This is a genomic window from Thermosynechococcus sp. GLH187 (assembly GCF_031583395.1).
Classification (GTDB): domain Bacteria; phylum Cyanobacteriota; class Cyanobacteriia; order Thermosynechococcales; family Thermosynechococcaceae; genus Thermosynechococcus.
Window position 1 is genome coordinate 1,304,243 of the sequence record NZ_CP134175.1, and the last position, 21,688, is coordinate 1,325,930.

General features: G+C 52.3%; 16 protein-coding genes. 12 read left to right on the plus strand and 4 right to left on the minus strand.

Translation table 11 applies throughout. The features are described from left to right. Nucleotides 1-2: 2 nt before the first annotated feature. A complete protein-coding gene (locus RHI63_RS06290; RefSeq protein WP_206201520.1) occupies nt 3-470 on the plus strand; it encodes an SH3 domain-containing protein in 468 nt (155 codons plus the stop codon). Nucleotides 471-473: 3 nt separating this feature from the next. Here RHI63_RS06290 and RHI63_RS06295 read toward each other — a convergent pair whose 3' ends face one another. Continuing rightward, on the minus strand, nt 474-908 hold the full coding sequence (locus tag RHI63_RS06295) for a hypothetical protein (protein ID WP_310438370.1): 435 nt from the start codon (nt 906-908) through the stop codon (nt 474-476). A 15-nt stretch (nt 909-923) separates the two neighbouring features. Here RHI63_RS06295 and RHI63_RS06300 point away from each other — a divergent pair, with 15 nt between their 5' ends. The 5 genes from RHI63_RS06300 to RHI63_RS06320 are packed head-to-tail and all read left to right on the plus strand — an operon-like array spanning nt 924 to nt 5,070. After that, nucleotides 924-1,049 (plus strand): hypothetical protein, encoded by a 126-nt coding sequence (locus RHI63_RS06300; protein WP_302676450.1) that lies wholly within the window; start codon nt 924-926, stop codon nt 1,047-1,049. A gap of 2 nt (nt 1,050-1,051) precedes the next feature. Next, the gene (murD, locus tag RHI63_RS06305; protein ID WP_206201522.1) at nt 1,052-2,416 is read left to right on the plus strand and encodes a UDP-N-acetylmuramoyl-L-alanine--D-glutamate ligase; all 1,365 of its coding nucleotides are present in this window, start codon (nt 1,052-1,054) and stop codon (nt 2,414-2,416) included. Further along, the gene (locus RHI63_RS06310) at nt 2,413-3,585 is read left to right on the plus strand and encodes an AI-2E family transporter (protein WP_310822006.1); all 1,173 of its coding nucleotides are present in this window, start codon (nt 2,413-2,415) and stop codon (nt 3,583-3,585) included. Before murD ends, RHI63_RS06310 begins: the two co-directional genes overlap by 4 nt. Nucleotides 3,586-3,589: 4 nt before the next feature. Beyond that, on the plus strand, nt 3,590-4,267 hold the full coding sequence (locus RHI63_RS06315) for a hypothetical protein (RefSeq protein WP_206201524.1): 678 nt from the start codon (nt 3,590-3,592) through the stop codon (nt 4,265-4,267). A gap of 2 nt (nt 4,268-4,269) precedes the next feature. Further along, complete coding sequence (locus tag RHI63_RS06320; protein WP_206201525.1) at nt 4,270-5,070, plus strand: DUF1838 domain-containing protein; 801 nt, start codon at nt 4,270-4,272, stop codon at nt 5,068-5,070. Nucleotides 5,071-5,087: 17 nt separating this feature from the next. Here RHI63_RS06320 and RHI63_RS06325 read toward each other — a convergent pair whose 3' ends face one another. After that, nucleotides 5,088-5,642, minus strand: a complete 555-nt coding sequence (locus tag RHI63_RS06325; RefSeq protein ID WP_310800564.1) for an anti-phage-associated DUF3780 domain-containing protein — start codon at nt 5,640-5,642, stop codon at nt 5,088-5,090. Nucleotides 5,643-5,650: 8 nt separating this feature from the next. Continuing rightward, nucleotides 5,651-8,746 (minus strand): anti-phage-associated DUF499 domain-containing protein, encoded by a 3,096-nt coding sequence (locus RHI63_RS06330; RefSeq protein ID WP_302679114.1) that lies wholly within the window; start codon nt 8,744-8,746, stop codon nt 5,651-5,653. 74 nt (nt 8,747-8,820) lie between these two features. On the opposite strand from RHI63_RS06330, the gene RHI63_RS06335 reads away from it, so the two are divergent. From RHI63_RS06335 to RHI63_RS06355, 5 genes are read left to right on the plus strand one after another with little or no spacing between them, the layout of a single operon-like run. Next, nucleotides 8,821-9,171, plus strand: a complete 351-nt coding sequence (locus RHI63_RS06335; protein WP_302679153.1) for a DUF4351 domain-containing protein — start codon at nt 8,821-8,823, stop codon at nt 9,169-9,171. 27 nt (nt 9,172-9,198) lie between these two features. Continuing rightward, nucleotides 9,199-12,225 (plus strand): anti-phage-associated DUF1156 domain-containing protein, encoded by a 3,027-nt coding sequence (locus RHI63_RS06340; protein ID WP_302679115.1) that lies wholly within the window; start codon nt 9,199-9,201, stop codon nt 12,223-12,225. 44 nt (nt 12,226-12,269) lie between these two features. Then, complete coding sequence (locus RHI63_RS06345; RefSeq protein ID WP_302679116.1) at nt 12,270-12,512, plus strand: CopG family ribbon-helix-helix protein; 243 nt, start codon at nt 12,270-12,272, stop codon at nt 12,510-12,512. 2 nt (nt 12,513-12,514) lie between these two features. Beyond that, entirely contained in the window at nt 12,515-12,799 is a 285-nt protein-coding gene (locus RHI63_RS06350) for a type II toxin-antitoxin system RelE/ParE family toxin (RefSeq protein ID WP_302679117.1), read from the plus strand. Nucleotides 12,800-12,817: 18 nt separating this feature from the next. Next, a complete protein-coding gene (locus RHI63_RS06355) occupies nt 12,818-15,523 on the plus strand; it encodes a phospholipase D-like domain-containing anti-phage protein (RefSeq protein ID WP_310800567.1) in 2,706 nt (901 codons plus the stop codon). A gap of 11 nt (nt 15,524-15,534) precedes the next feature. On the opposite strand, the gene RHI63_RS06360 is transcribed toward RHI63_RS06355, so the two are convergent. Beyond that, nucleotides 15,535-16,551, minus strand: coding sequence for an aspartate-semialdehyde dehydrogenase (locus tag RHI63_RS06360; RefSeq protein WP_302679119.1), 1,017 nt, complete (start codon nt 16,549-16,551; stop codon nt 15,535-15,537). Between the two features lie 189 nt (nt 16,552-16,740). On the opposite strand from RHI63_RS06360, the gene RHI63_RS06365 reads away from it, so the two are divergent. Beyond that, entirely contained in the window at nt 16,741-21,687 is a 4,947-nt protein-coding gene (locus RHI63_RS06365; RefSeq protein ID WP_310822008.1) for a CHAT domain-containing protein, read from the plus strand. Nucleotide 21,688: the final 1 nt, after the last annotated feature.

Sequence of the window (21,688 nt, forward strand, 5' to 3'; positions counted from 1 at the left end):
TCATGAAACCAGTGGTGCGTGTGCTGCAATGGCTCCTAGGAACCTTTTTGGGTTTAGGTCTGATTACCCTTGTGGCCGCTGCTATCATTACACCCCTTGTCTTTAACTTGCTCTGGCCACCCCCCCGCCCCGAGGTCGAAGCACAAAATTCACCACCGCCTACGCCACCAGAGTCGTCACCGAATTCCCCCTCACCCCCTCCTGAACCAACCCCGACCCCCTCACCGCAGCCAAACTCTGAAGGGCGGGTGATCTATGGCGATGGTTTACGGTTGCGCGATCGCCCCAGTCGCGAGGCAAATGCTCTGGGGGGTGTGGCCTTTGATGAAGTGGTGACGATCCTAGAGCGCAGTGAGGATGGGGAATGGCTGAAGATTCGCACCGCCAACAATCTTGAAGGCTGGGTACTGGCCTTTGGTGTGCAGGAAACAACAGCTCAATCTCCCACCTCCAGTGAGACGCCCCAGTAGGCGCTATTGGGAAAATTCCTGCATTTGCTGAAACGAACGGTACTCACGATCGCCACTCAGCCATTCCACGAGCGTGATTTTCACCCGCCCCCCCGCATTGGGAGTTGCCAGAAACTCCGCCTCTCCTTCGCTATTAATCACGCGATTGCGCAACTGGGTGGATCCCGCTTCCAGTAGTCGCTTGCTCGTCGGGTCATAAATCTCGTAGTAGATCTGGACATTGCGCGCTGGTGTCGCGGTTTCATTGCGCACGCGCCCCGTGAGGCGGTGGTACCAGACACCCGCAATATTCTCGCTCTGCAATTGGACATCGGTGACGCGCACCACTTTGGGCGCTTCGCGACGGCGGGCGATCGCGGGCTTGCCTTCAAAAGACAAGAACCCGACACTAGTCGTCAACAGCAGACCGCAGAGCCAAATTGTGCGTAAGCTAGGCATTGTTCTCTACCCGGTGTGACAATAATAGAGTCTAAGACGCAACATTTAGCGGGAGCGATCGGCCTCATTGGCCTTGAGGATACCACCTTAGTGACCGCTGCCCCGAGTCTGTACCTGCTGGATTGGATTCACCCCACTTAACTATGCCAACTGTTCATGTGATTGGTCTTGGTCGCTCTGGCATCGCCGCTGCCCGTTTACTGAAACGTCAAGGCTGGCAAGTGGAGGTGAGTGATAGTCGTCAAACCCCTGCCCTACAATCGCAGCAGCAACTCCTAGAAGCCGAAGGCATTGCTGTTCAACTCAACTACGACTTTGATTTACAAACCCTCGCCAGTGTGGGTCTGCGTGTCCCAGCGGAAATTGTCATTAGTCCCGGTGTCCCTTGGCAGTCTCCTGCTCTGATTGCCGCTCGCCAAGCGGGCATCCCCGTTCGGGGGGAAGTGGAAATTGCTTGGCAGACCCTCGCCCATCTGCCGTGGGTATGTATTACGGGCACCAATGGCAAAACAACCACCACCGCACTCACTGCCGCCATTTTTCAAGCAGCGGGGTACAATGCTCCCGCCTGTGGCAATATCGGCAATAGTATTTGCGAAGTGGCTTTGACCGCTAGCGCCCTTGATTGGGTGATTGCTGAGATCAGTAGCTATCAATTAGAGTCTAGCCCCCCCCTGCAACCCCAATTTGCCCTTTGGACAACCCTCACACCAGATCACTTGGAACGCCACGGCACCCTCGACGCTTATGTCGAAACCAAAGCTCACCTCATGAATGGTGCGAAACAGGCGATCCTCAATGGGGATGATCCCTACCTGCGTCAGCACATGGTGAATCGTTGGCCGCAAGCTTGGTGGATCAGTACCCAAGGGGCGGCAGCCCTACCCAAGGGGATTGAACAGGGCATCTATATTGCTAAGGATCAAGTGTGGTTTCAAGATCAACCCCTGCTGCCCACCCATGTCCTGCAAATGCCGGGTCAACACAATCAGCAAAACTTTCTTCTAGCCGTGGCAACGGCTCATTTAGCCGGTATTCCTGCCGAAACAATTGCCAAAGCGGTGGCAGGGTTTGCCGGTGTGCCCCATCGTCTAGAGCGGATTCGCCAATGGCGACAGGTGGAGTGGATCAACGACAGTAAGGCCACCAATTATGACGCCGCCGAAATTGGGCTGCGTTCTGTGACAGGGCCAGTGATTCTCATTGCCGGTGGACAGGCCAAAAAGGGGGACGATCGCGCTTGGCTCAAGCTGATTCAGGAGAAAGCCGCTTGGGTGCTCTTGATTGGTGAAGCGGCACCGCAGTTTGCGCAGCGCTTAGAAGCCACGGGCTTTACAAATTATGAGATCATGGAGACACTGGATCGGGCAGTGGCGGCGGCTGCTGAACTGGTGACCCAGTACCCGATCAAAACCGTTCTCTTTTCCCCTGCCTGTGCCAGCTTTGACCAGTACCAGAATTTTGAAGAACGTGGTGATCACTTTCGTCAACTGTGCTTAGAGCTATGAGCCAATCTGCGGCCTCGGGTCACTGGTGGAATCGCCTCTCCATTGCCAGTCGGTTTCTGATTATTGGCTTGGCAGGGCCTATCCTGACGGTGAATTTCTGGGCCTTTGCGACCATTCTCAAGTTTTTTGGGCCGCTGGTGGCGGTTCTGGTGCTGGCTTCCCTGTTTGCCTTTTTGCTGAACTATCCGGTGCGCTGGATGGAGGAGCAGGGAAATCCGCGAGGCCCCTCAGCCATTTTCGTCTTTCTGCTGGCCTTGGTACTGATTGCCATTATTGGCTTGGTGGTGGTACCCAATGTCTTTAATCAGGCACAACAGCTCATTGCCCGCTTGCCCGAATGGTTTAACTCCAGCCAACGGCGACTCTTGGAATTTGGCCAGTGGGTGGACTCCCTCAACCTGCCGGTAACGGTGGATGTGGATGCCCTTGCCAACCAACTCTTGGAAAAACTCAAGGATCAACTCCAAAGCTTGGCCCGTGAGGCTTTGAATTTAATCTTGGGCACCCTCAGCAGTGCGGTGGATGTGCTCATTAATCTGATTTTGACCGTTGTGCTCACGTTTTATTTGCTGCAGCATGGGGATGAATTGTGGGATGGCCTCCTCAGTTGGTTGCCAGATACGCTCCGCCCCACGGTTTCAGAAACGATACGCCGCAGTTTTGAGAGTTATTTCATTGGTCAGTTGGTGCTGGGGCTGTGCATGGGGATTGGCTTGACGACGATTTTCATTTTCCTCAAGGTGCCCTATGGACTGCTCTTTGGTGTCATTATTGGCGTGATGGCCTTGGTGCCCTTTGGCGGTACGGTGGGGATTATTTCAATTAGTTTGCTCGTCGCCCTTCAGGATGTGTGGTTGTCCCTCAAGGTAGCGGGATTTGCGTTTCTCTATCAGCAGTTTTTGGAGAATGTGGTTGCCCCTCGGATCATCGGTAGCTTTACGGGCTTAAATCCAGTCTGGGTTTTCTTGGCGATCCTGACTGGGGCTAGGGCTTCGGGGTTAGTCGGGGTTCTCATTGCGGTTCCGATCGCGGTAGTGATTAAAACGTTCTTGGTGAGTGTGCGATCGCGCCTCAATGCCGAGGATGTGGAGGAGACGGTCGCGTTGCCCAATAATCCACCCCCCTTGCCCCCTGTCTCTTCGTCAATGAAACCATCCTCAGTGGAGTAGAACGATGCTACGTGCCCTTCAACCCGGAGTTCTCACCTCCCTTGTGCTGATCAGTACCACAGCTGCCATTACCCTAGTCACGGCTTTTATTGGCTACCACCTAGGGCGAGAGTCATTGCGCGGTGTATCCCAGCCCGTCGTGAATCCGATTCTGGGCAGTGCCGTGAATGCCAATGATCAAACCCAAGGGGAGCGATCGCCCATTCTTGACGAGGCACAGATCATTGCCCAAACCAAAGCCCGCATTGCCGAAATGACTGAAGGTGCCAGCGATCGCGAGATTGTGCCTGCCCCCACCACTGCCAATGACCCCCCAGCAGCGGAACCGGCGACGAGTCGGACACTGCCCATCGTTGCTGAGGATAAGGGGGTGCGCCTAGAAATTAGCCATGTGGATACCATTGGCCAAGATTTAGCCCTGCACGTCAGCTTGAAAAACGACAGTAGCCAAGGGGTGCAGTTTATCTACACCTTTCTTGAAATCAAAAATGATAAAGGTACCCTTTTGAGTGCCCTCACCGAAGGCCTACCCACGGAATTACCCCCCGGTAGTGATCTGGTCAAAGGCACAATTTTGATTCCCAAAAGCCTCCTTGACAATGCAAAAACCTTGACCCTGCGCCTTGCCAGCTATCCGAATCAGGATGTGCAATTGCAGGCTGCCCATATTCCTGTGGAGTAGCCATGCCCGCCGCTGAATTTGTTCAAAAATGGTTGAGTGCTCGCGATTGGGTGCGGGTACGGGCAGATTTGACGGGCAAGACCACGTTTATGGCGTGGCAGGGAGCGGTGTATAGTTTTGTTCCCCAAGAGCGTCGCCGTCACCTCTTCAACATTGTTGGCATGAGTGCCGCTCGCTGTTTGCCCCATCCCGAGGGCGGGTGGTATTTTCTCTCCCGTGAATTGACGTTTTATCTGGATCCAGAAAAGCAATCCCTGTGCGATCGCTGGCACAATCCTTGGACAGAGGACGTGGTTCCCGTGATTCCCGTTGCTAATGATCCCGTGCAGGGGCTATTTCGCCGTGAGGTGCCTGCCCAAGTCAGTGAGCGAACCACTACGTTTCAGTTTGATCTATTTCCCTACTATGACAATCCCCTTGCGGGTGAGGAACGGTTTCAGGCCTACAGCCCCCAGCCGATCTACCAAGCGGCAGAACTCTTTAAGCTAACGGTGGCCACCGCCGATTTACAACAAGATACGGAGACGATTGCCGATGTCCATTTGTGTTGGAGTCGGATTGGGCCTTGGTTGCCTTGGATGAAGATGGGCGATCGCCCCGGTTATCTCATCTACAGTGCGACTGGCTGCAAAGCCCTGACCGTCGAAGACTTGCCCTCCCTCCTACAAGACCAATTAGAGCGACTGCCCCAATACCGTGAAGCCCCCACTGAATACCGCGAGGGTGCTGATATGACCTCTTGGCTGTATTTTCAGGAGCACTTTGAAGCCTATTTGGAGGGTGCACTGTTTCCAGTGACTTGATGAATACCAACCTGTCCCTATTCCCGTGGGGGCAGGCTAAAAAGCGGCAACTCGGTAAACTGTGGTTCTACAGGACGGCGTGAACGGGGGGTTGTTGGCGGAGCATCGGAGAGGGCAAAATACAGAGCACGCCGCCAACCGCGATCGCGATCTTCGGGGAAACCCGCTTCCGCCACCGTTTTGAGAAAGAGCCACCAGCGTTCTTCAGGACGTAGAGCCAGCCATTTGCGGCAGATGGTGGAAATTTGAGTGTCACTCGCCTGTTCCGCTGCCCAAGCTAAAACGCAGAGTTCTCGTCCGAGGAGGCGATCGAGGTAATTCATGCCTGGGTGCCACCGTCCTTGACGCAGTTTTGCCGCTCGCAGGCGGGCATTAAATTCCTTTTGCGCTACATCAGCAATAGCCACCCAAACCCGTCGTTCTATGAAAATGCGGGGTTCCTCTTCGGGGGGAAGAGTGCCGTAAACTTCAACGATGGCGATCGCTTGGCTGCGTTGACTGGGAATTTCGACGCGAAAGTGATCTCCCTCCAGAGAAATGGGAGCGCCAAAATTGCTCGCTGGCTTACTCATCGGGGATGCTACTGATACACGTCGTCGTGGGAGACATTCAACCCTAGCTCTTCGGCCAATTTCTGCAAATCATGGGCGGTTGTTAGATTGGCTTCCTGAAAGGTCAAGGTCAAAGGGGCATCGGGGGGAAGGAGCGTCATCATCTGACTCAGTAGTTGCTTGAGAAAGATAGCCTCCACTGCCAAATCAGAACCAATAGTCAATGACATGATTGCTTTTCCTTGACCCAAGTTGAGAACAACGCCGCGAAACTTTGTTTGGGCGCGATCGGCCACCTCCAAGCCTTGGAAAATCTTTTGCCGTGAGCTGATCAATGCCCCTTTGCGGGGTTTCCACTGCGCGGGTTGATCGGTAACGATGCTGGGTGTGGCGGGGTGGGAGTTGTGAACCGCAGGAAAGGTAAACTTGGCTTTGGTTGCTAGATCCTCGGCAGTGGCGAAAACTTGCAGCAGCACCTCTCCCTCACCAATCTGAATCGGTTGAGTATAAACCATGCCATTGCGGGGTTCAGAACCATCGAGGGTGTAGCGCAGTTCACCTCGGGGAGCGACAAATAACTCAACGAAGCGCTGGCCATCGCGAACGATTAATTGATTACGGATGGTCAGTTGATTCCGCCAAGTGTAGGCATCCCCTGTTTCACTCTTACCCGTGGGGTCTTTAACCAAGAAGGTGACCTTGAGGGCATTGGTGGTCAGGCTGGTTTCTTGGAGGCGGGGACTCAACTCTGAGACAGTGTCGCTCTCTTCGGCATAGAAAATCATGGCGTTGGCACCCACATTGATGGGCGTGACCCGTAGGCGGACGGTGCCCTTTTCATCGGGGTCTGATTCTGGAATGACTTGAACACTAGTGCGCTTGGGTCTGGGTTTCTTGGTCAAGTAGCCATTACCGAGGTCTTCCCAGCGACCCCGTTGACAGGCAAAGGTGCGCAGTTGATCGAGTCCCCTTGGGGGCAGCCAAGGCATTCCGGGCTGTTCGGCATAGCGATCGCCCACATCTGACCAGCGCGTATCATCTTGATTTTCAGGCCAGAGGAGCAATTCTGCCTTTTCCACTAGGGCATTGTAGTCTTTTTCAACATCGAGATAGAGCTTGATCGGGTCACGGCTGAGGGTCTGCTCAATTTGTAATTCGCCGTCAAAGGGCTGGTTGGGATCCCGTGTAATCAAGGGTTTTGAGACCAACTGTGGTTGTCGCCCTAGCCGTTGAATGGGAAACACCACTTTATCAAAGAGACTTTCGACGGTTGTTGTAAATTGATGGGCATACTCCGCTTGTTTGTTTTCTAGCTCCTCCCGTTGGGGATGACCCTTGGGGATGCGTTTATCGGCTTCTTGGGCGGCATAGTCATAGCGGGCGGCCTCAGTCAAACTAGCCATGTGGCTTTTTTCACCCGTCAGTACGAGGAGATGATTTTTCTGGGTCAAGTTGACAAATAACTCTGTCAGTTGCGCTGAAGGAATGGGATGATTGGGTTCGAGAATCAGGAGCACGCGATCGCGCCGCAATTTTTCAACGACTTCATCCGGACGCGGCAGAGGGAGTACATCGGTGTAGGCAGTTTTGCGCTTCGGTTCAAACATTTGCCGCAATTTACTGCGAATGCGCTCGTCAATTTTATTCTCAGGGGCTTCGGTGGCCAAACTTTTGAGCAGCTTGGTGAGATTTTCTTGGCGATCGAAGTAGTAGCGACCTTCAGCAGTGTGGTGCAGATACCAAGCGGTATTCTTTAGCTTATTAAAGGCAGCGGTAATCTCAGAGGCATGGGTCGTCGGCGTCAGCAGGTGTGCAACAATTTCATCGGGGGTTAATCCCTTGACGGCATTGACGGCGGTTGAACAACTAGCAGTCAACAGGAGGGTAGCAATCTCAGTGGCAGCTCGATGTTGGATCGTTTGATCAATGATTTGGGCATGGGCACTACCTTCGGCATCCCAAATATCGCGGCTAATCACATCCCGCATCTGGGAAATTTCAGTGAGTTTGTCGCGCACATCGGGAATTGAGAGGTCAAAGTGTTGGGCACCGAGAAGATACACATCATCGGTGGCTCGCTCCCACACCGATCGCAACAACAGGGAAGTGAGTTCAAGTAGGCCACGGGTTTGCTTAAAGTTCTCGTTTTCTTTGAAAAGAGCAATGAGATTTTTCAAGCGGGGATGGAAGGGATAGGTGTTATAAATTTCATTGGCTAGGTCAACTGCATCCCGTTGAATCGTTTTTGCTTTCGCTGCTTCTGTGAGTTTGGCGGCGTAGGCATTGGCAATGGCACGGATCGTTTCAGGGGGTGGCAACTGGGCAAAGAGGCGTTTTTTCAGGATGTCATAGACTTCATCGGTGGAAAGATCCACAGGGGTAATCACCCGTTCTTGACGCCCCAATTCTGAACGGGCATCCTCTAGGGCACGGTTAATTAGGCGGCTCCCTGTTTCATAGGCGGCAGCCAAGTCAGAGACAACGACACAGACATTGCTTTTTTTACTGGCAGCAGTGAGGAGGTTGGCAAAGGCACGGGTGGCAATATCAGCAACGGTTACCGTCCCCGCAGGGCGACTTGCCAAGTTTTGGAAGTAGGGAGGCAATTCATCCAACAGAATCAAAATTGGCTGAGGTTGATCAAACAATGCCAACCAATCTTCTTCGGCTGGAGCAAGGGGGCCTTGCTGCCAAAACTGTTGAAAACTCTCTGGTTGACTCAGTTGTGTGGCAATCTCCCCCCAGAAAAAGCGAGGCGGATCATTGCGGCCATTAAAGGCAGCGATCGCCGCACTCTCAAAAGGATAGCGATCGCTCAATTCTGGAACAATCTGTTGTCGCAAGCTCAGGTGCTTCGCCAAGAGACCAAAGCCCACCAGCAAATGGGTTTTGCCACCCCCCATGGCCTGCTTGAGATGAAAAACCGCTTGCGCAGAGCAGCCCGCCAATCGTTTCAACCCTTCCTCAATCAAGGAGCGCATCCCCTCAGTGATATAGGTACGCTCAAAGAAGGCAACACCATCCCCCTCAGCAATGATTAGCTCTTCTAACTTCTCAACTTGATCGCTAACGCGAATACTGAGAGCATTGGGTTGGAGAACACAGACCTTACGAACAGATTCCATAGGACGCTTAGAGACTTTGATCTATCATAACAACATTGTCTGTGCTGAACATGGGAGGGGCAAAGGTGGAGCAGATGTTGGGATTCACGAAGGATGAACTGAAGCAAACACGCTTCTATCGTGAGCTATATGACGAGATTTACAGCACAGCAAAGACAGAAGGGGAGATACTTGGTAGGCAACAGGGCTTAGAGGAAGGGCTACAACAAGGGCTGCAACAAGGTCGTCAGGAAGAGATAAAGGAGGGAGAAAGTTTGATAGTATTGCAGCTCCTAAAGCGGCGCTTTGGCGATCTTCCTGCGGTGATGGAAGAAAAAATTAGAAATCTCTCCCCTGAGAAAATTACTGCTTTGGCAGGCATGCTGCTTGATATTACCTCCCTTGAGGCGGTGAATGCTTGGCTACAGGAGCATTCTGAGGACTAGACTAAATTCACAGCAATCAAAGCCACAATGCCCGATCGCCCCCCAACTACCGAATCCCCACCCACCCTCTCCCCCTGCGCTTGGGCACATCGCCCCGCCCTCATTGAACGTCTTTTACCTGTCCAGAAACTTTCTGCCGAAGTCTATAAAGAGCGTATTGCATCATCAGGACAAACCCTTACAGGACTGGGGAATTTTTGGAAAGGTCGCAAACCCCTGATTCTTGCCAAGGCCTGCATTTTGGGGTGTCTCTTGCCCGCCACGGATGACCCGCAGCGCGATTTGGAAATTTTTGAACTACTGATGGGCATGGATGATGCCTCCCTAGCTGCCCGCACCAAAAAGAAACCCACCCCCAAAGAAATTGCTGCCAAAGTCACCCTTGCTCGCCTACAGGATTTTTTCGATATTTCACCGCCTCAGTTGCTCCTGCGCTCTGCCCCTGTGGATTGGTCAACCCCCCTCTATGCCAATGTGAAATTAGCTTGGCGCGATGATGTCCCCCTCTGGGATCGTCGTCACCTCGAAGCTGAACTCTTGCCCAAAGTGCCCTATCGGCAGCGCATTGAAAATCTCTACCGCCCCGAAGAAGTGGCCGATGTCCACGATCACATTTGGCAGCGGGTCAATACCCACTTGGGAACCCATGCCCATTCCTTTCCTGAACTCATTGAACAGTTGGGTATTCTGCGCTTTGGTCATCGCCCCCGTGTGGCAGATACCTTTTGCGGTTCGGGGCAAATCCCCTTTGAAGCGGCTCGCCTTGGCTGTGATGTCTATGCCAGTGACCTGAATCCCATTGCCTGTTTGCTGACGTGGGGCGCATTTCACATCGTCGGTGGCACTCCCGAAGAGCGGGCACAACTGGAGCAAGATCAACAGGAACTAGTGGCCAAAGTCCAAGCAGAAATTGATCAACTGGGCATTGAAGAGGATGGCAATGGTTGGCGTGCTCGTAACTATATCTATTGCGTAGAGGTTGTTTGTCCACAAACAGGCTGGCTCGTACCCTTAATGCCTTCATTTATTTTGAGTGAAGACTACAAAACAGTCGTTAGGCTAATACCTGATTATGTAAATAAACGTTATGATATTGATATTTATTCAAACGTTAGTGATAGCGAACTGAAAGCTGCGGAGCGTGGGACTGTAAGATCAGATGGGCGTGGCTCTAATCCATATTTGTTTCACGTAGTCAATGGTAAAGAATATCGCACAAAAATATCGACTTTAAGAGGAGATTATCGCAAGTCTGATCGAACAAGTGGCAATAAACTGCGGCAGTGGCAACTAGAAGACTTCATGCCTGCTGAGAATGATATTTTTCAAGAAAGGCTTTATGCAGTTTTGTGGTGTAGGCCTAAAGAATCAGGTAAGGGTGAAGAGTTTGAGTTTAGGCCTGTTACTGAAGAGGACTTGAATCGAGAGAAGATTATTGAAGATTGTGTTGCTCAGCATTTGCATGAGTGGCAAGAAAAAGGCTGGATACCCGATATGGCAATTGAGTCTGGGGATAAGACTGATGAGCCAATTCGGACACGTGGCTGGACATACTGGCATCATCTATTCACAGCAAGGCAGCTATTCTTGGGTGCATTACTCAGAGAGAATACTAGTGCATATACAGCATTGGGTGTGTGCCAAGCAATTAACTACAACAGCCGTCTTTGCCGCTGGCTAGGCCGAAAGACCCGAGGTGCTGGTAATAATGTCCAAACCTTCGATAATCAAGCTCTGAATACCCTATACAACTACGGCACAAGGGGTTTTGTAGGTCTGAAAGGTCTAATTACACAACAATACTCCGAGTCGCCTTTGCCTAACTTCATCAACTTATCTTTGGCCTGTCACGAAGCAAAAGCAACCAATACTTCCAATGATATTTACATTACAGATCCGCCCTATGGTGATGCGGTGAAGTACGAAGAAATTACTGAGTTTTTTATTGCTTGGTTGCGCAAAAATCCACCGCCAGAGTTTGCCGATTGGCTTTGGGACAGTCGCCGTGCGCTTGCCATCAAAGGGGAAGGGGAAGAGTTCCGCCGTAATATGGTCGAGTCCTACCGCCGCATGACCGAGTGTATGGCGGACAATGGCCTGCAAGTGATCATGTTTACCCATCAGTCGGGGGCAATCTGGGCAGACATGGCCAACATTGTTTGGGCAGCGGGGTTGCAGGTGACAGCAGCATGGTATGTGGTCACTGAAACCGATAGTGGGTTGCGCAGCGGTAGTTATGTCAAGGGGACCGTTCTGCTCGTGTGTCGCAAACGCCAAGGCCATCTCAGTACCACCCGCGATGATTTGGCATGGGACCTGCAAGAGGAAGTGGAGCAGCAGGTGAATTTGCTGACGGGGCTAAATCAGCAGGCGCGGGGATGGTATCGCGATGAAAATGTCTTTGAAGATGCTGATTTGCAGATGGCGGGCTATGCAGCTGCCCTGCGGGTCTTGACCCAATATGACCGTATTGATGGGCGCGACATGACCAACGAAGCCCTACGACCTCGCATTAAGGGCGAAACCACCTTTGTGGATGAACTGATTGCCTTTGCCGTGGATATTGCCAACCAGCACCTTGTGCCCTCAGGGCTAAGCCGCGACCTCTGGAAGGAACTCCAGCCAACAGAGCGGTTTTATCTAAAAATGCTGGATCTTGAACTGCGGGGCCTGAAAACCCTAGACAACTATCAAAACTTTGCCAAAGCCTTCAAAGTCCGCGATTTCTATCCCCTGATGGCCGACAAACGCGCCAACCACGTCCGCCTCAAAAGTGCCATCGAACTGGGCAGCAGCCTCATGGACAGCGGCAGTGAATTTGGGGGAACCCTTGTGCGCGGCATCCTCTATGCCCTCATGGAACTGCAACAGGATGAGGACGTAGATGTGGTGATTCAGCACTTGAGCCATAACCTGCCCGATTTTTATCGTCAACGGGAGCAAGTTATCGAAGTCTGCCAATACATCGAACACCACCTGCGCTACCACCGTGCCGCCGAAGCCAGTGCCGCCCGCATTCTTGCCGAAGCCCTCTTGCATCAACGATTAAATTAGGATATGAAGAACCCTCCTTGCTGCCATCGCTGGGTGAACTAACCATGCCTAAAGAAACTATTACCCTTGAGCTAGATTCAGAAACACGACGTGCTTTAGACACCTTAGCCGCTGAACTAGGGCGCGATCGCGCTGAAGTCTTTGATGAAGCAGTGAAACTCTATCTGGAAATGCACCTTTGGCAAGTCAAGCATATTCTTGAAGGCATCCATCAAGCCGACTCCGAACGTTTTGCAACACCAGAGGAAGTGGCTACTGCTTTTAATCGCTGGCATCAACCCCAATAAAAATGCAAATTCTGTGGACAAAGCTGGCGATCGCTGACCTGAATGCAGCTTATGAGTTCATTGTGGAAAGCAATCCAACAGCCGCCCCTGAACTGATCCAGCGCGTTGAGAAGGCACTAGAAACCCTACGTCAATTCCCTGAAATAGGGCGTGTTGGGCGTGTTAAAGGTACACGGGAGCTTGTGATTCCTCAAACGCCTTTTATCATTCCTTATCGAATTCAAAACAATCAAATTCAACTACTTGCTTTTATGCATAGCGCACGACAATGGCCTGACCAGTTCTAAAGCGAAAAGTTGGAGTCTATGACTGCTTTGCATCGCTTTTCCTCGCGTCTCCAACCCCTCGATCGCACCTTTCTTGAGGATCGCTTGCAGGGGGCAGTGGCCTACCGTCGCATTGCGGGCTATTTCCGTAGCTCCATCCTAGAACTGGTGGGCGAATCCCTCAGTACCATTCCCACCATCCAAGTGGTTTGCAACAGTGACCTTGACCCCCAAGATTGGCAAGTCTCCCGCCGTGCCCGTGAAGCGGCTCTTCTCGATCGCTGGCAAGAAGCGGATCCCGCCCTCGAAGCCGCTCTCTATCGTCCCCAATACCGCCGCCTCTATGAATTGCTCCGCCAAGGCAACCTCCAGATTCGGGTCGTGCCCGCGCAGCAGCTTTTTCTCCACGGCAAAGCAGGGGTCATTGAATCAACCACAGGCCACAAGACCTGCTTTCTTGGCTCCGTGAATGAGTCCAAACGAGCCTTTAGCACCAACTATGAACTCCTCTGGGAAGACCCCACCCCCGAAGGTGTAGCTTGGGTCGAAGCGGAATTTGCTGCCCTCTGGGAGATGGGCATTCCCCTACCTGAAGTGATTATTGAGCAGATTCACCGCATTGGCGATCGCCAAGAAGTCAAACTGATTGACCTTGCTCCCCCCGACCTCCCTGCTGCCAGCCTTGCTGAAAGCCCCCTCTACCGCCGTGGTGAAACCCTCCAACCGTGGCAACGGGACTTTGTCGCCCTCTTCCTTGAGCACCGTGAAACCTATGATCAAGTCCGCCTCCTCCTCGCCGATGAAGTGGGGGTGGGCAAAACCCTCTCCCTCGCCACCGCTGCCCTTGTGGCCAATCTATTGGGGGATGGCCCTGTCCTCATCCTCTGTCCTGCCCCCCTCACCCTGCAATGGCAAACCGAACTCCTCGACAAACTCGCCATTCCCAGCGTCGTTTGGATGTCCCAAGGCAAATACTGGCAGGATGCCCAAGGTCACATCATCCGCACCCGTGGCGTTGAAGACATTGCCCGCTGTCCCGTACAAATCGCCATTGTCTCTACAGGCTTAATCATTCAGCAATCCCCCGAATGTGAGGTTTTGCTGAGTCGCCGCTATGGCACGGTCATCCTCGATGAAGCCCATCGGGCACGGCGGCGGAGGGGTATCGGTCAAAAAGCAGGCCAACCCAACCACCTGCTGGACTTCATGCAGCAAATCGCCCAACGCAGCCGACACGTTCTACTGGGTACTGCCACCCCCATTCAGACCCAAGTCTATGAACTCTGGGATCTCCTCGGCATCCTCAACCAAGGAGCAGGCTTTGTTTTGGGAACCTACTCCCGCTGGCAAATATGGGAAAACACCCTCCCCATTGTCAAAGGCGAACAATTTCCCCCGACTGCCCGCGAAATGTGGGAGTGGCTGCAAAACCCCCTTCCCCCCGCCAAAGAGCACCCCATCTTTTCCGCCATCCGACTTCAGCTAGGGTTGGATGACAAAGAATACCGCGTCAGCACAGGATTTGCCAGCCTTCCTTGTTTTATCCAGACACGCTTAGAAGTTGAGCTACCCGCAGCATCTGAATTCCTCTACCACCACAATCCCATCGTTCGCCATACCGTTGTACGTCGCCGCCGTACTCTCGAAGAAAAAGGCCTCCTAGAGCGAGTGGGTGTCATTGTCCACCCCCAACCCGATGCCCCCTTAGGCACCTATGGTGACGTTCCCTTTATGGGTGTAGGCCTCATGGCCAACTATACCTTTGAGCGTGCCTACGCAGCCGCTGAAGAATTTAGTCATGCTCTTGGTCAACGTACCCGTGCCGCTGGCTTTCTCAAAACTATTCTCCTGCAACGCCTTTGCTCTAGCTTCGCGGCTGGACGGATCACCGCTACCAAAATCCTCAACCATCAATCCCTTGATGAGGACAGCGAACTTGCCCCCGCCACTTCTATCCTCAGTGACCCTACCCCTGCCGAACAGCAAGCCCTCGAACAGGTGATTGCCGAGCTAGAGCGTCCCGAAGCCCGAGATCCCAAACATGCTGCTGTCTTGGCCTTCCTCACCCAGCCCCTCACTGACGCCCAACCTTGGCTAGAGTACGGTTGCATTATTTTCAGTCAGTTTTACGATACCGTGACCGCCGTGGCCACTGCCCTGACCCAAGCTCTACCCACAGAACTCATTGCTGTGTATGCTGGTGTCGGCAAAAGTGGTCTTTGGCAAGGGGGACAATTCACAAGTGTCGATCGCGAAGCCATCAAAGACGGCGTCAAGCACGACCGCATCCGCCTCGTCATTGCCACTGATGCTGCCTGTGAAGGGTTGAACCTTCAGACCCTTGGCACCCTGATTAACGTTGATCTCCCTTGGAACCCCTCCCGTCTAGAGCAACGTTTAGGTCGGATCAAACGCTTTGGCCAACGCCGCCCCACCGTAGAAATGCTCAACTTGGTCTATCACCACACCCTTGATGAAAAAATCTATGAAGCCCTCTCGCGCCGCATGAAAGATCGCTACGACATCTTTGGTAGTCTGCCCGACACCCTTGAGGACGAATGGATTGACAACATCGAGGAACTCGAAGACCTCATGGACAAGTACCTCCACCTACGCCAAGAAGCCCGCAATGCTTTTGAATTGCGCTATGAACGCCATGTCAGCGACGATCCCGATCAGTGGCGCAACTGTGCGCGGGTATTGGCACGGCAGGACATTCTCAATGTACTCAGTCAACCGTGGTAAGCTCTTTGGGCTTAGAGGAGTCCTTGGGCAATCAGAGATTCAGCAATTTGCACCGCATTCAAGGCTGCCCCCTTGCGAATTTGATCGCCACACAGCCACAGTTCAAGGGCATTGGGTTGAGAAATATCTTGGCGCAGCCGCCCCACTAGCACTGGGTCTTTACCTGTGGCCTCTAGGGGCATGGGGAAATAATTGCGCTGCCAATCTTCAACAAACTGGACGCCTGCGGCCTGTTGCAGGCGATCGCGCGCCTCTTGCAGCGGAAAAGGCTCAAAGAACTCAACATTCAACGCTTCCGAATGGGCACGCAGCACAGGGACGCGCACACAGGTCGCCGTTAGCCGCAACTCTGGGGCATGGAAAATTTTGCGGGTCTCATTGACCATCTTCATCTCCTCTTGGCAGTAGCCCTGCTCATTGAGGGGAGAATTGTGGGGAAAGAGGTTAAAGGCCAAGGGATAGGGAAAGGCCTCTGTGCGTGGTGGTTGCCCCTTGAGAATATCGAGGGCTTGATCCTTGAGTTCTTGCATGGCCTTTGCCCCCGCCCCACTGGCAGACTGATAGGTGGCCGCTACAATTCGCCGAATCGGTCGCACCTGATGCAAGGGCCATAGCGCAACCGTCATCAAAATCGTTGTGCAGTTGGGATTGGCAATGATGCCTTGGTGGGTTTTTAGATCTTCAGGGTTGACTTCGGGCACCACTAAGGGGACGTTGGGATCCATGCGATAGGCACTGGAATTATCAATGGCGATCGCTCCTTCCTGAACCGCAATTGGTAGCCACTGCCGTGACACACTTGCCCCCGCCGAAGCCAAAATCAAATCCAGTCCCTTGAGGGTCTCCTCACTCACCGCCTGCACGGGCAGCACTGTCTCACCAAAAGAAAGGGTTTGACCGGCGGAGCGGGGCGAAGCCAACAGCCGCAACTCTGCCACTGGAAACGAGCGTTCCGCCAAAATGGCCAAAATTTCCGTGCCAACCGCACCTGTCGCTCCTAAAATGCCAACCCGTAATCCCTGTGCCAACGTTATTACTCCTAGGAAGATAAGCTCATTTTACGATCGTCGGGGATTGAGAAATTAAGAAAGCGTAGCATTTTGGAAATTTTACTGCCATATCTATAATGGCTATAGCCAATTTCCACCACAGCCTCTGCACTCCCCCACAAGAGTCGCCAGCGGCAGGACTCGATAAATCATCTGGAGGCTGGGATCATGAAAACTCTCCAACAGTACCTATTTTCCATCACCTTAGTCTTTTGGGGACTGTTGAGTGGCAACGTTTACAGCCAGATTACCCCAGCCACCAATGGCACTGGTACCACCGTCATCCAAAATGGTCAACAGATTGATATTGGTGGTGGCAGCCTATCGGGGAATGGCCAAAACCTCTTTCACCTGTTCCGTGACTTCAATATCAGTAACGGCCAAGTTGCCAACTTTCTCTCTAATCCGCAAATTCGCAACATTCTTGCGGGGGTCAATGGTGGCAACGCCAGTTACATCAATGGCTTGATTCAAATTACGGGTGGCAACAGTAACCTTTATCTGCTCAACCCTGCGGGAATTGTCTTTGGCCCCAATGCCCGTTTGAATCTCCCCGCTGCCTTCCATGCTTCTACCGCTCAACGGGTGCTGTTTGAGGGAGGGATCTTTGATGTCAATGGCCAGAATCTTTATCAATCCCTCAATGGTCAGCCCACAGGTTTTGAATTTCTGAGTAAAGGCCTCATCATCAATGAAGGTGAGCTGAGGGTGGGTCGTGGTCAAACCCTCAGCCTGATGGCGCACCAAGTGATCAATACGGGTACACTCGCAGCCCCCGCAGGAAATATCCACATTGCGGCTGTACCTGAAACAGGAATGGTGCGCGTCTCCCAAGAGGGAATGCTGCTCAGTCTTGAGATTCCTCAAGAGCGACTACCGACTGGGGGAGCGATCGCTGCCGTGGACTTACCCAGCTTACTCACTGGCAATGGTTCACAACCTGTCAACAGCGTCATTCAAAATCCCGACGGCACAATTCGCCTTGTCCATGACCCCAACAAAATTCCCACCACAACGAACACCGCCGTCATCAGTGGCAGCCTTTCCGTCGCCAATCCCATCGGTATGGGTGGCCAAATCACGATCACTGGTCAAAATATCGCCCTCATCAATGCCAACTTAACCGCCTCTGGTCAACTCGGGGGTGGCACGATTCTCTTGGGGGGCGATTACCTAGGGGGCACCACTGGCACTAACCGCTTGCATAGCAGTTTCAATGCCCAGAATCTCTTTATCAACAGCGGCAGTGTGATTGCAGCGGATGCCTTCAATCAAGGCAATGGTGGCACTGTCATTGCATGGGCAGACAACAGCACGCAATTTGCCGGCACGATCAGCGCACGCGGCGGGCAACTTAGCGGTAATGGCGGCTTTGTGGAAACCTCTGGGCGAGAATTACTCAGCGTTCGGGGAACAGTAGATGCCAGTGCAGTCAAGGGTCAGCCCGGTACATGGCTCCTTGATCCACGAAATGTCACCATTTCTAACTCCCCTACGAGTGGCGGGAGTTTCTCTGGGAGCAATCCTGATGTCTTTACCCCCACCACTGATGATGCTTTTGTTGTGAATACTGCCATTGAAGCTGCCCTGAATCTCGGCACTAGCGTCATCATCACAACTGGTGATACTGGAACCCAAGCAGGGGATATTTCTGTACTTGCCTCGATTACCAAAATAGGCGGCGGCGATGCCTCCCTAACCTTGCAAGCTGCAAATAACATTCTTGTTGCCGATGACATTCGCTCAGAAGAAGGCCGACTGAATATCATTCTCCATGCCGATGCCGATAACAGTGGTGCAGGAGCAATTAGATTAGACTCAGTTACACTCATTACCAATGGTGGCAATATTATTTTGGGGGGTGGCTCTAATCCCTTCACCAGTCCAGCGATCGGTGTCAGCACTGCTGGGGTTAATATCGGAAACTCTACTCTCAATGCAGGTGGCGGCCATATTAGGATTCATGGCAGCGGTGCAACAACTAATGGCCAAGAAGGGGTGCTGATCGGTGGGAGTTCAATCCTCACCTCAGGGTCTGGAGAGATCACCATTCTAGGGACAGGTAGTTCTAGTGTTTATAGCCCTGTGGATGGTATCTCGATTCAAAACTCCTCCATCAGCGCCGAAGCTGGCAATCTGACCTTAACGGGTACTGGGGGCAACGTCTCCGAAGGAGTTTCCAACGTTGGCATCCATCTTGAAGAGTCAGGAATTCGAACCACGACTGGAAATATTACCCTGACGGGTACTGGTGGTACGGGCTTTGCCTTCAACCAAGGAGGTATTCTGAGTCGCTTCACAAGTATTACCAGTCAAAGTGGTGACATTATCCTGAGAGGTACAGGGGGTGAATTCGGTGCTGGTCTTGGCTTTAAGGCAGCAACTGACACAGAGTACTCTGCTGAGGTCAGAACGGCTGGAAATGGGAAGATTCTCATCGAAGGTCGCGCCACTGACGGCAATCCTGGTCTGGTCATGGAAGTCTCTGACGCCCCCCTGACATTAGCTGTTCAAGATGGCATGCTCACATTAGCAGCTCAGGGGGGGATTGAAGTCTTGGGTGATCTTCTAGATATCCATAGTGCCGGGGCAGGCCGCCTTGTCTTTCAACCGATTGATGCGCATACTCCCGTCGGCATTGGCGATGGTGCAACGGGTAACTTAATCATTGATCAGTCTCTCCTCAACCAAATCACGGGTGGATTTTCTTTGGTGACCATTGGTCACCCTAATGGTACTGGTCTCATTGATGTTCGTCCCTTCAGCCTCAACTACAATCTTGCGCTGCAAACCCCCGGCGTAAGTTCCCTAGGTATTCAGTTCAATGGCTCTGGCACGACGAATCTCAATGGTCGCAATCTCACACTCAATAGCGGTGGCGGCGTTACTCAGGGCAGCCATGTCATTTCTGCGGGAACGCTGCAACTTCTTGGACAGGGGACTTTCACCCTCAACAATGTCAACAATAGGTTTCAAACACTCTCAGGCAATGTCAGTGGAAATGTGAACTTGAGTAATCAAGGTGCCCTAGGTATCGTTAGTTTCAACAATGGTGTCAATGGCCTCACCACTGGCATCAATACCAACGGCAATACCCTAATCCTCAGCTTAAACAGTGGGAACCTAACGCAAAGTGCACCGATTCGAGCAGGCAACTTGGGTTTAACTTTACAAAATGGCAGTGCAATCCTAACCAACCCCAATAACCAAGTGGGGATCCTAGCTGCTGAGCTGAACAGTGCGAGTGATTTGCAATTTGTCAATAACAGTACCCTTACCGTTGGCAGTGTTAACCCAACAGGCATTACAGGGCGCAACATTTTCCTACAAACACTAACAGGCGATATTGTTCTCAATGCGCCAATTTCTGCCGTTGGGACTGGGGATGCGATTGTCCTTGCTGCCGAAAATAACTTTATTAACAACTATGGCTCTAGTGTCTTTAGTACCCCCAATGGTCGCTGGCTAGTTTATTCGACTGACCCGAATCTCAATATCAACGGCGGACTCACAGGTTCAGAGCAATTCAACACCACCTATCCTGAGCTTGCCCTATTTTCTGGTTCTGGGTTTCTCTATCGGGTTTCTCAAGCACCGCCAACTCCACCCACGGAGCCATCCACACCGCCAACACCGCCAACTCCACCCACGGAGCCGTCCACACCACCAACACCTCCAGAACCCCAAACTCAAGAGAATCTGGGTCGGATTTTATTGGGAGAGGAGATACAAGGCACTCAACTGCCCCAGAATACCGCTCAAGTCATTTACTTCCCCGGAGTTGAGATCATTCGTCAGCAAATCAGTACTGCTTTTGATCAGGGAGACTACAACAGTGCGATCAAACTGCTTCAGCAGCTTTATTCCTTTGAGTTTAGTGAGTACTTTGATGAATTTTTCAGCACTCCTAGTCAAGAGGGACTACAGTTCCTTGACATTGAGCAAATCAAGGAATTATTGGGGCGTATGGCTGAAGAAACAGGTCAAAAACCTGCCCTGAGCTATGTCTTTTGGCGACCTGAACAGTTGGATATTCTCATCATCACACCGGAAGGGGAACCCATTTACCAACCCCTTCGAGTGCCCCAAGAAGCAGTGCGCCGTGTCATTGCTGCTTTTAATCGTGAGGTGCGAGACCCAACGAAAACCAATAGTGAATCCTATCTACCCTTTGCGCAGCAGCTCTACCAATGGATCATGGGCGGCATTGATGCTGAATTGCAAAATCGAGGCATTAATACACTGGTTTTTGCCCTTGATCAGGGGTTGCGGAGTGTGCCGATCGCTGCTCTGCACACGGGGTCAAATCTTATTTCCTCGACGGTCAGCGATAGTCCAATCGGTCGTCGTAATGGTCAGTTTCTAGTGGAACGCTATAATCTGGGTCTCATTCCCAGTATCAACTTGGTGGATACCCGCTACCAGCCGTTGCAAAATGCTTCTGTACTGGCAATGGGTGCCTCTCAGTTCACAAAGCAAAGTCCTTTGCCAGCGGTTCCCATCGAGCTGCAAACCATTACGCAACTGGTAGGACGAGGGCAAGTATTCCTCAATGAAGCTTTTACGGTCTCAAACTTGCAAACCCAGCGGCGGCGCAGTCTCTACCCTATCCTACACTTAGCGACCCATGGTGAATTTAATGCGGGTAAGCCACAAAATTCCTATATTCAGTTTTGGGATAGCCAGCTTTCAATGGCTCAAGTGCGGCAGTTGCACTTATTCCGGCCACCCACAGAGCTAATGACGCTGAGTGCCTGTCGTACAGCGGTAGGAGATACCAATGCAGAACTTGGGTTTGCTGGACTGTCACTCCAAGCGGGTGTAAAGAGTTCCGTTGCTAGCCTTTGGTATGTCAGTGATGAAGGGACACTGGCTTTGATGACGGCATTTTATGGACAGTTGAGAACTGCTCCGATTAAAGCAGAGGCCTTGCGACAGGCGCAGCTTGCCCTGATCCATCAGCAGGTTGTGATTGAAGAGAATCACCTGCGCAGTGCTGGGGTGCGGGGAGGGCTTTCAATTCCTTTGCCCCAAGAAGTTCAAACTGGGGGTGGGCGTCAACTTTCCCATCCCTATTTTTGGGCAGGATTTACGATGATTGGCAGCCCTTGGTAGC

Bases quoted from the DNA above. Each gene is read 5' to 3' on its own strand.
- RHI63_RS06290 (WP_206201520.1), top strand. From the start codon at position 3: ATGAAACCAGTGGTGCGTGTGCTGCAATGGCTCCTAGGAACCTTTTTG.
- RHI63_RS06295 (WP_310438370.1), bottom strand. From the start codon at position 908: ATGCCTAGCTTACGCACAATTTGGCTCTGCGGTCTGCTGTTGACGACT.
- murD (WP_206201522.1), top strand. From the start codon at position 1,052: ATGCCAACTGTTCATGTGATTGGTCTTGGTCGCTCTGGCATCGCCGCT.
- RHI63_RS06310 (WP_310822006.1), top strand. From the start codon at position 2,413: ATGAGCCAATCTGCGGCCTCGGGTCACTGGTGGAATCGCCTCTCCATT.
- RHI63_RS06315 (WP_206201524.1), top strand. From the start codon at position 3,590: ATGCTACGTGCCCTTCAACCCGGAGTTCTCACCTCCCTTGTGCTGATC.
- RHI63_RS06320 (WP_206201525.1), top strand. From the start codon at position 4,270: ATGCCCGCCGCTGAATTTGTTCAAAAATGGTTGAGTGCTCGCGATTGG.
- RHI63_RS06325 (WP_310800564.1), bottom strand. From the start codon at position 5,642: ATGAGTAAGCCAGCGAGCAATTTTGGCGCTCCCATTTCTCTGGAGGGA.
- RHI63_RS06330 (WP_302679114.1), bottom strand. From the start codon at position 8,746: ATGGAATCTGTTCGTAAGGTCTGTGTTCTCCAACCCAATGCTCTCAGT.
- RHI63_RS06335 (WP_302679153.1), top strand. From the start codon at position 8,821: ATGTTGGGATTCACGAAGGATGAACTGAAGCAAACACGCTTCTATCGT.
- RHI63_RS06340 (WP_302679115.1), top strand. From the start codon at position 9,199: ATGCCCGATCGCCCCCCAACTACCGAATCCCCACCCACCCTCTCCCCC.
- RHI63_RS06345 (WP_302679116.1), top strand. From the start codon at position 12,270: ATGCCTAAAGAAACTATTACCCTTGAGCTAGATTCAGAAACACGACGT.
- RHI63_RS06350 (WP_302679117.1), top strand. From the start codon at position 12,515: ATGCAAATTCTGTGGACAAAGCTGGCGATCGCTGACCTGAATGCAGCT.
- RHI63_RS06355 (WP_310800567.1), top strand. From the start codon at position 12,818: ATGACTGCTTTGCATCGCTTTTCCTCGCGTCTCCAACCCCTCGATCGC.
- RHI63_RS06365 (WP_310822008.1), top strand. From the start codon at position 16,741: ATGAAAACTCTCCAACAGTACCTATTTTCCATCACCTTAGTCTTTTGG.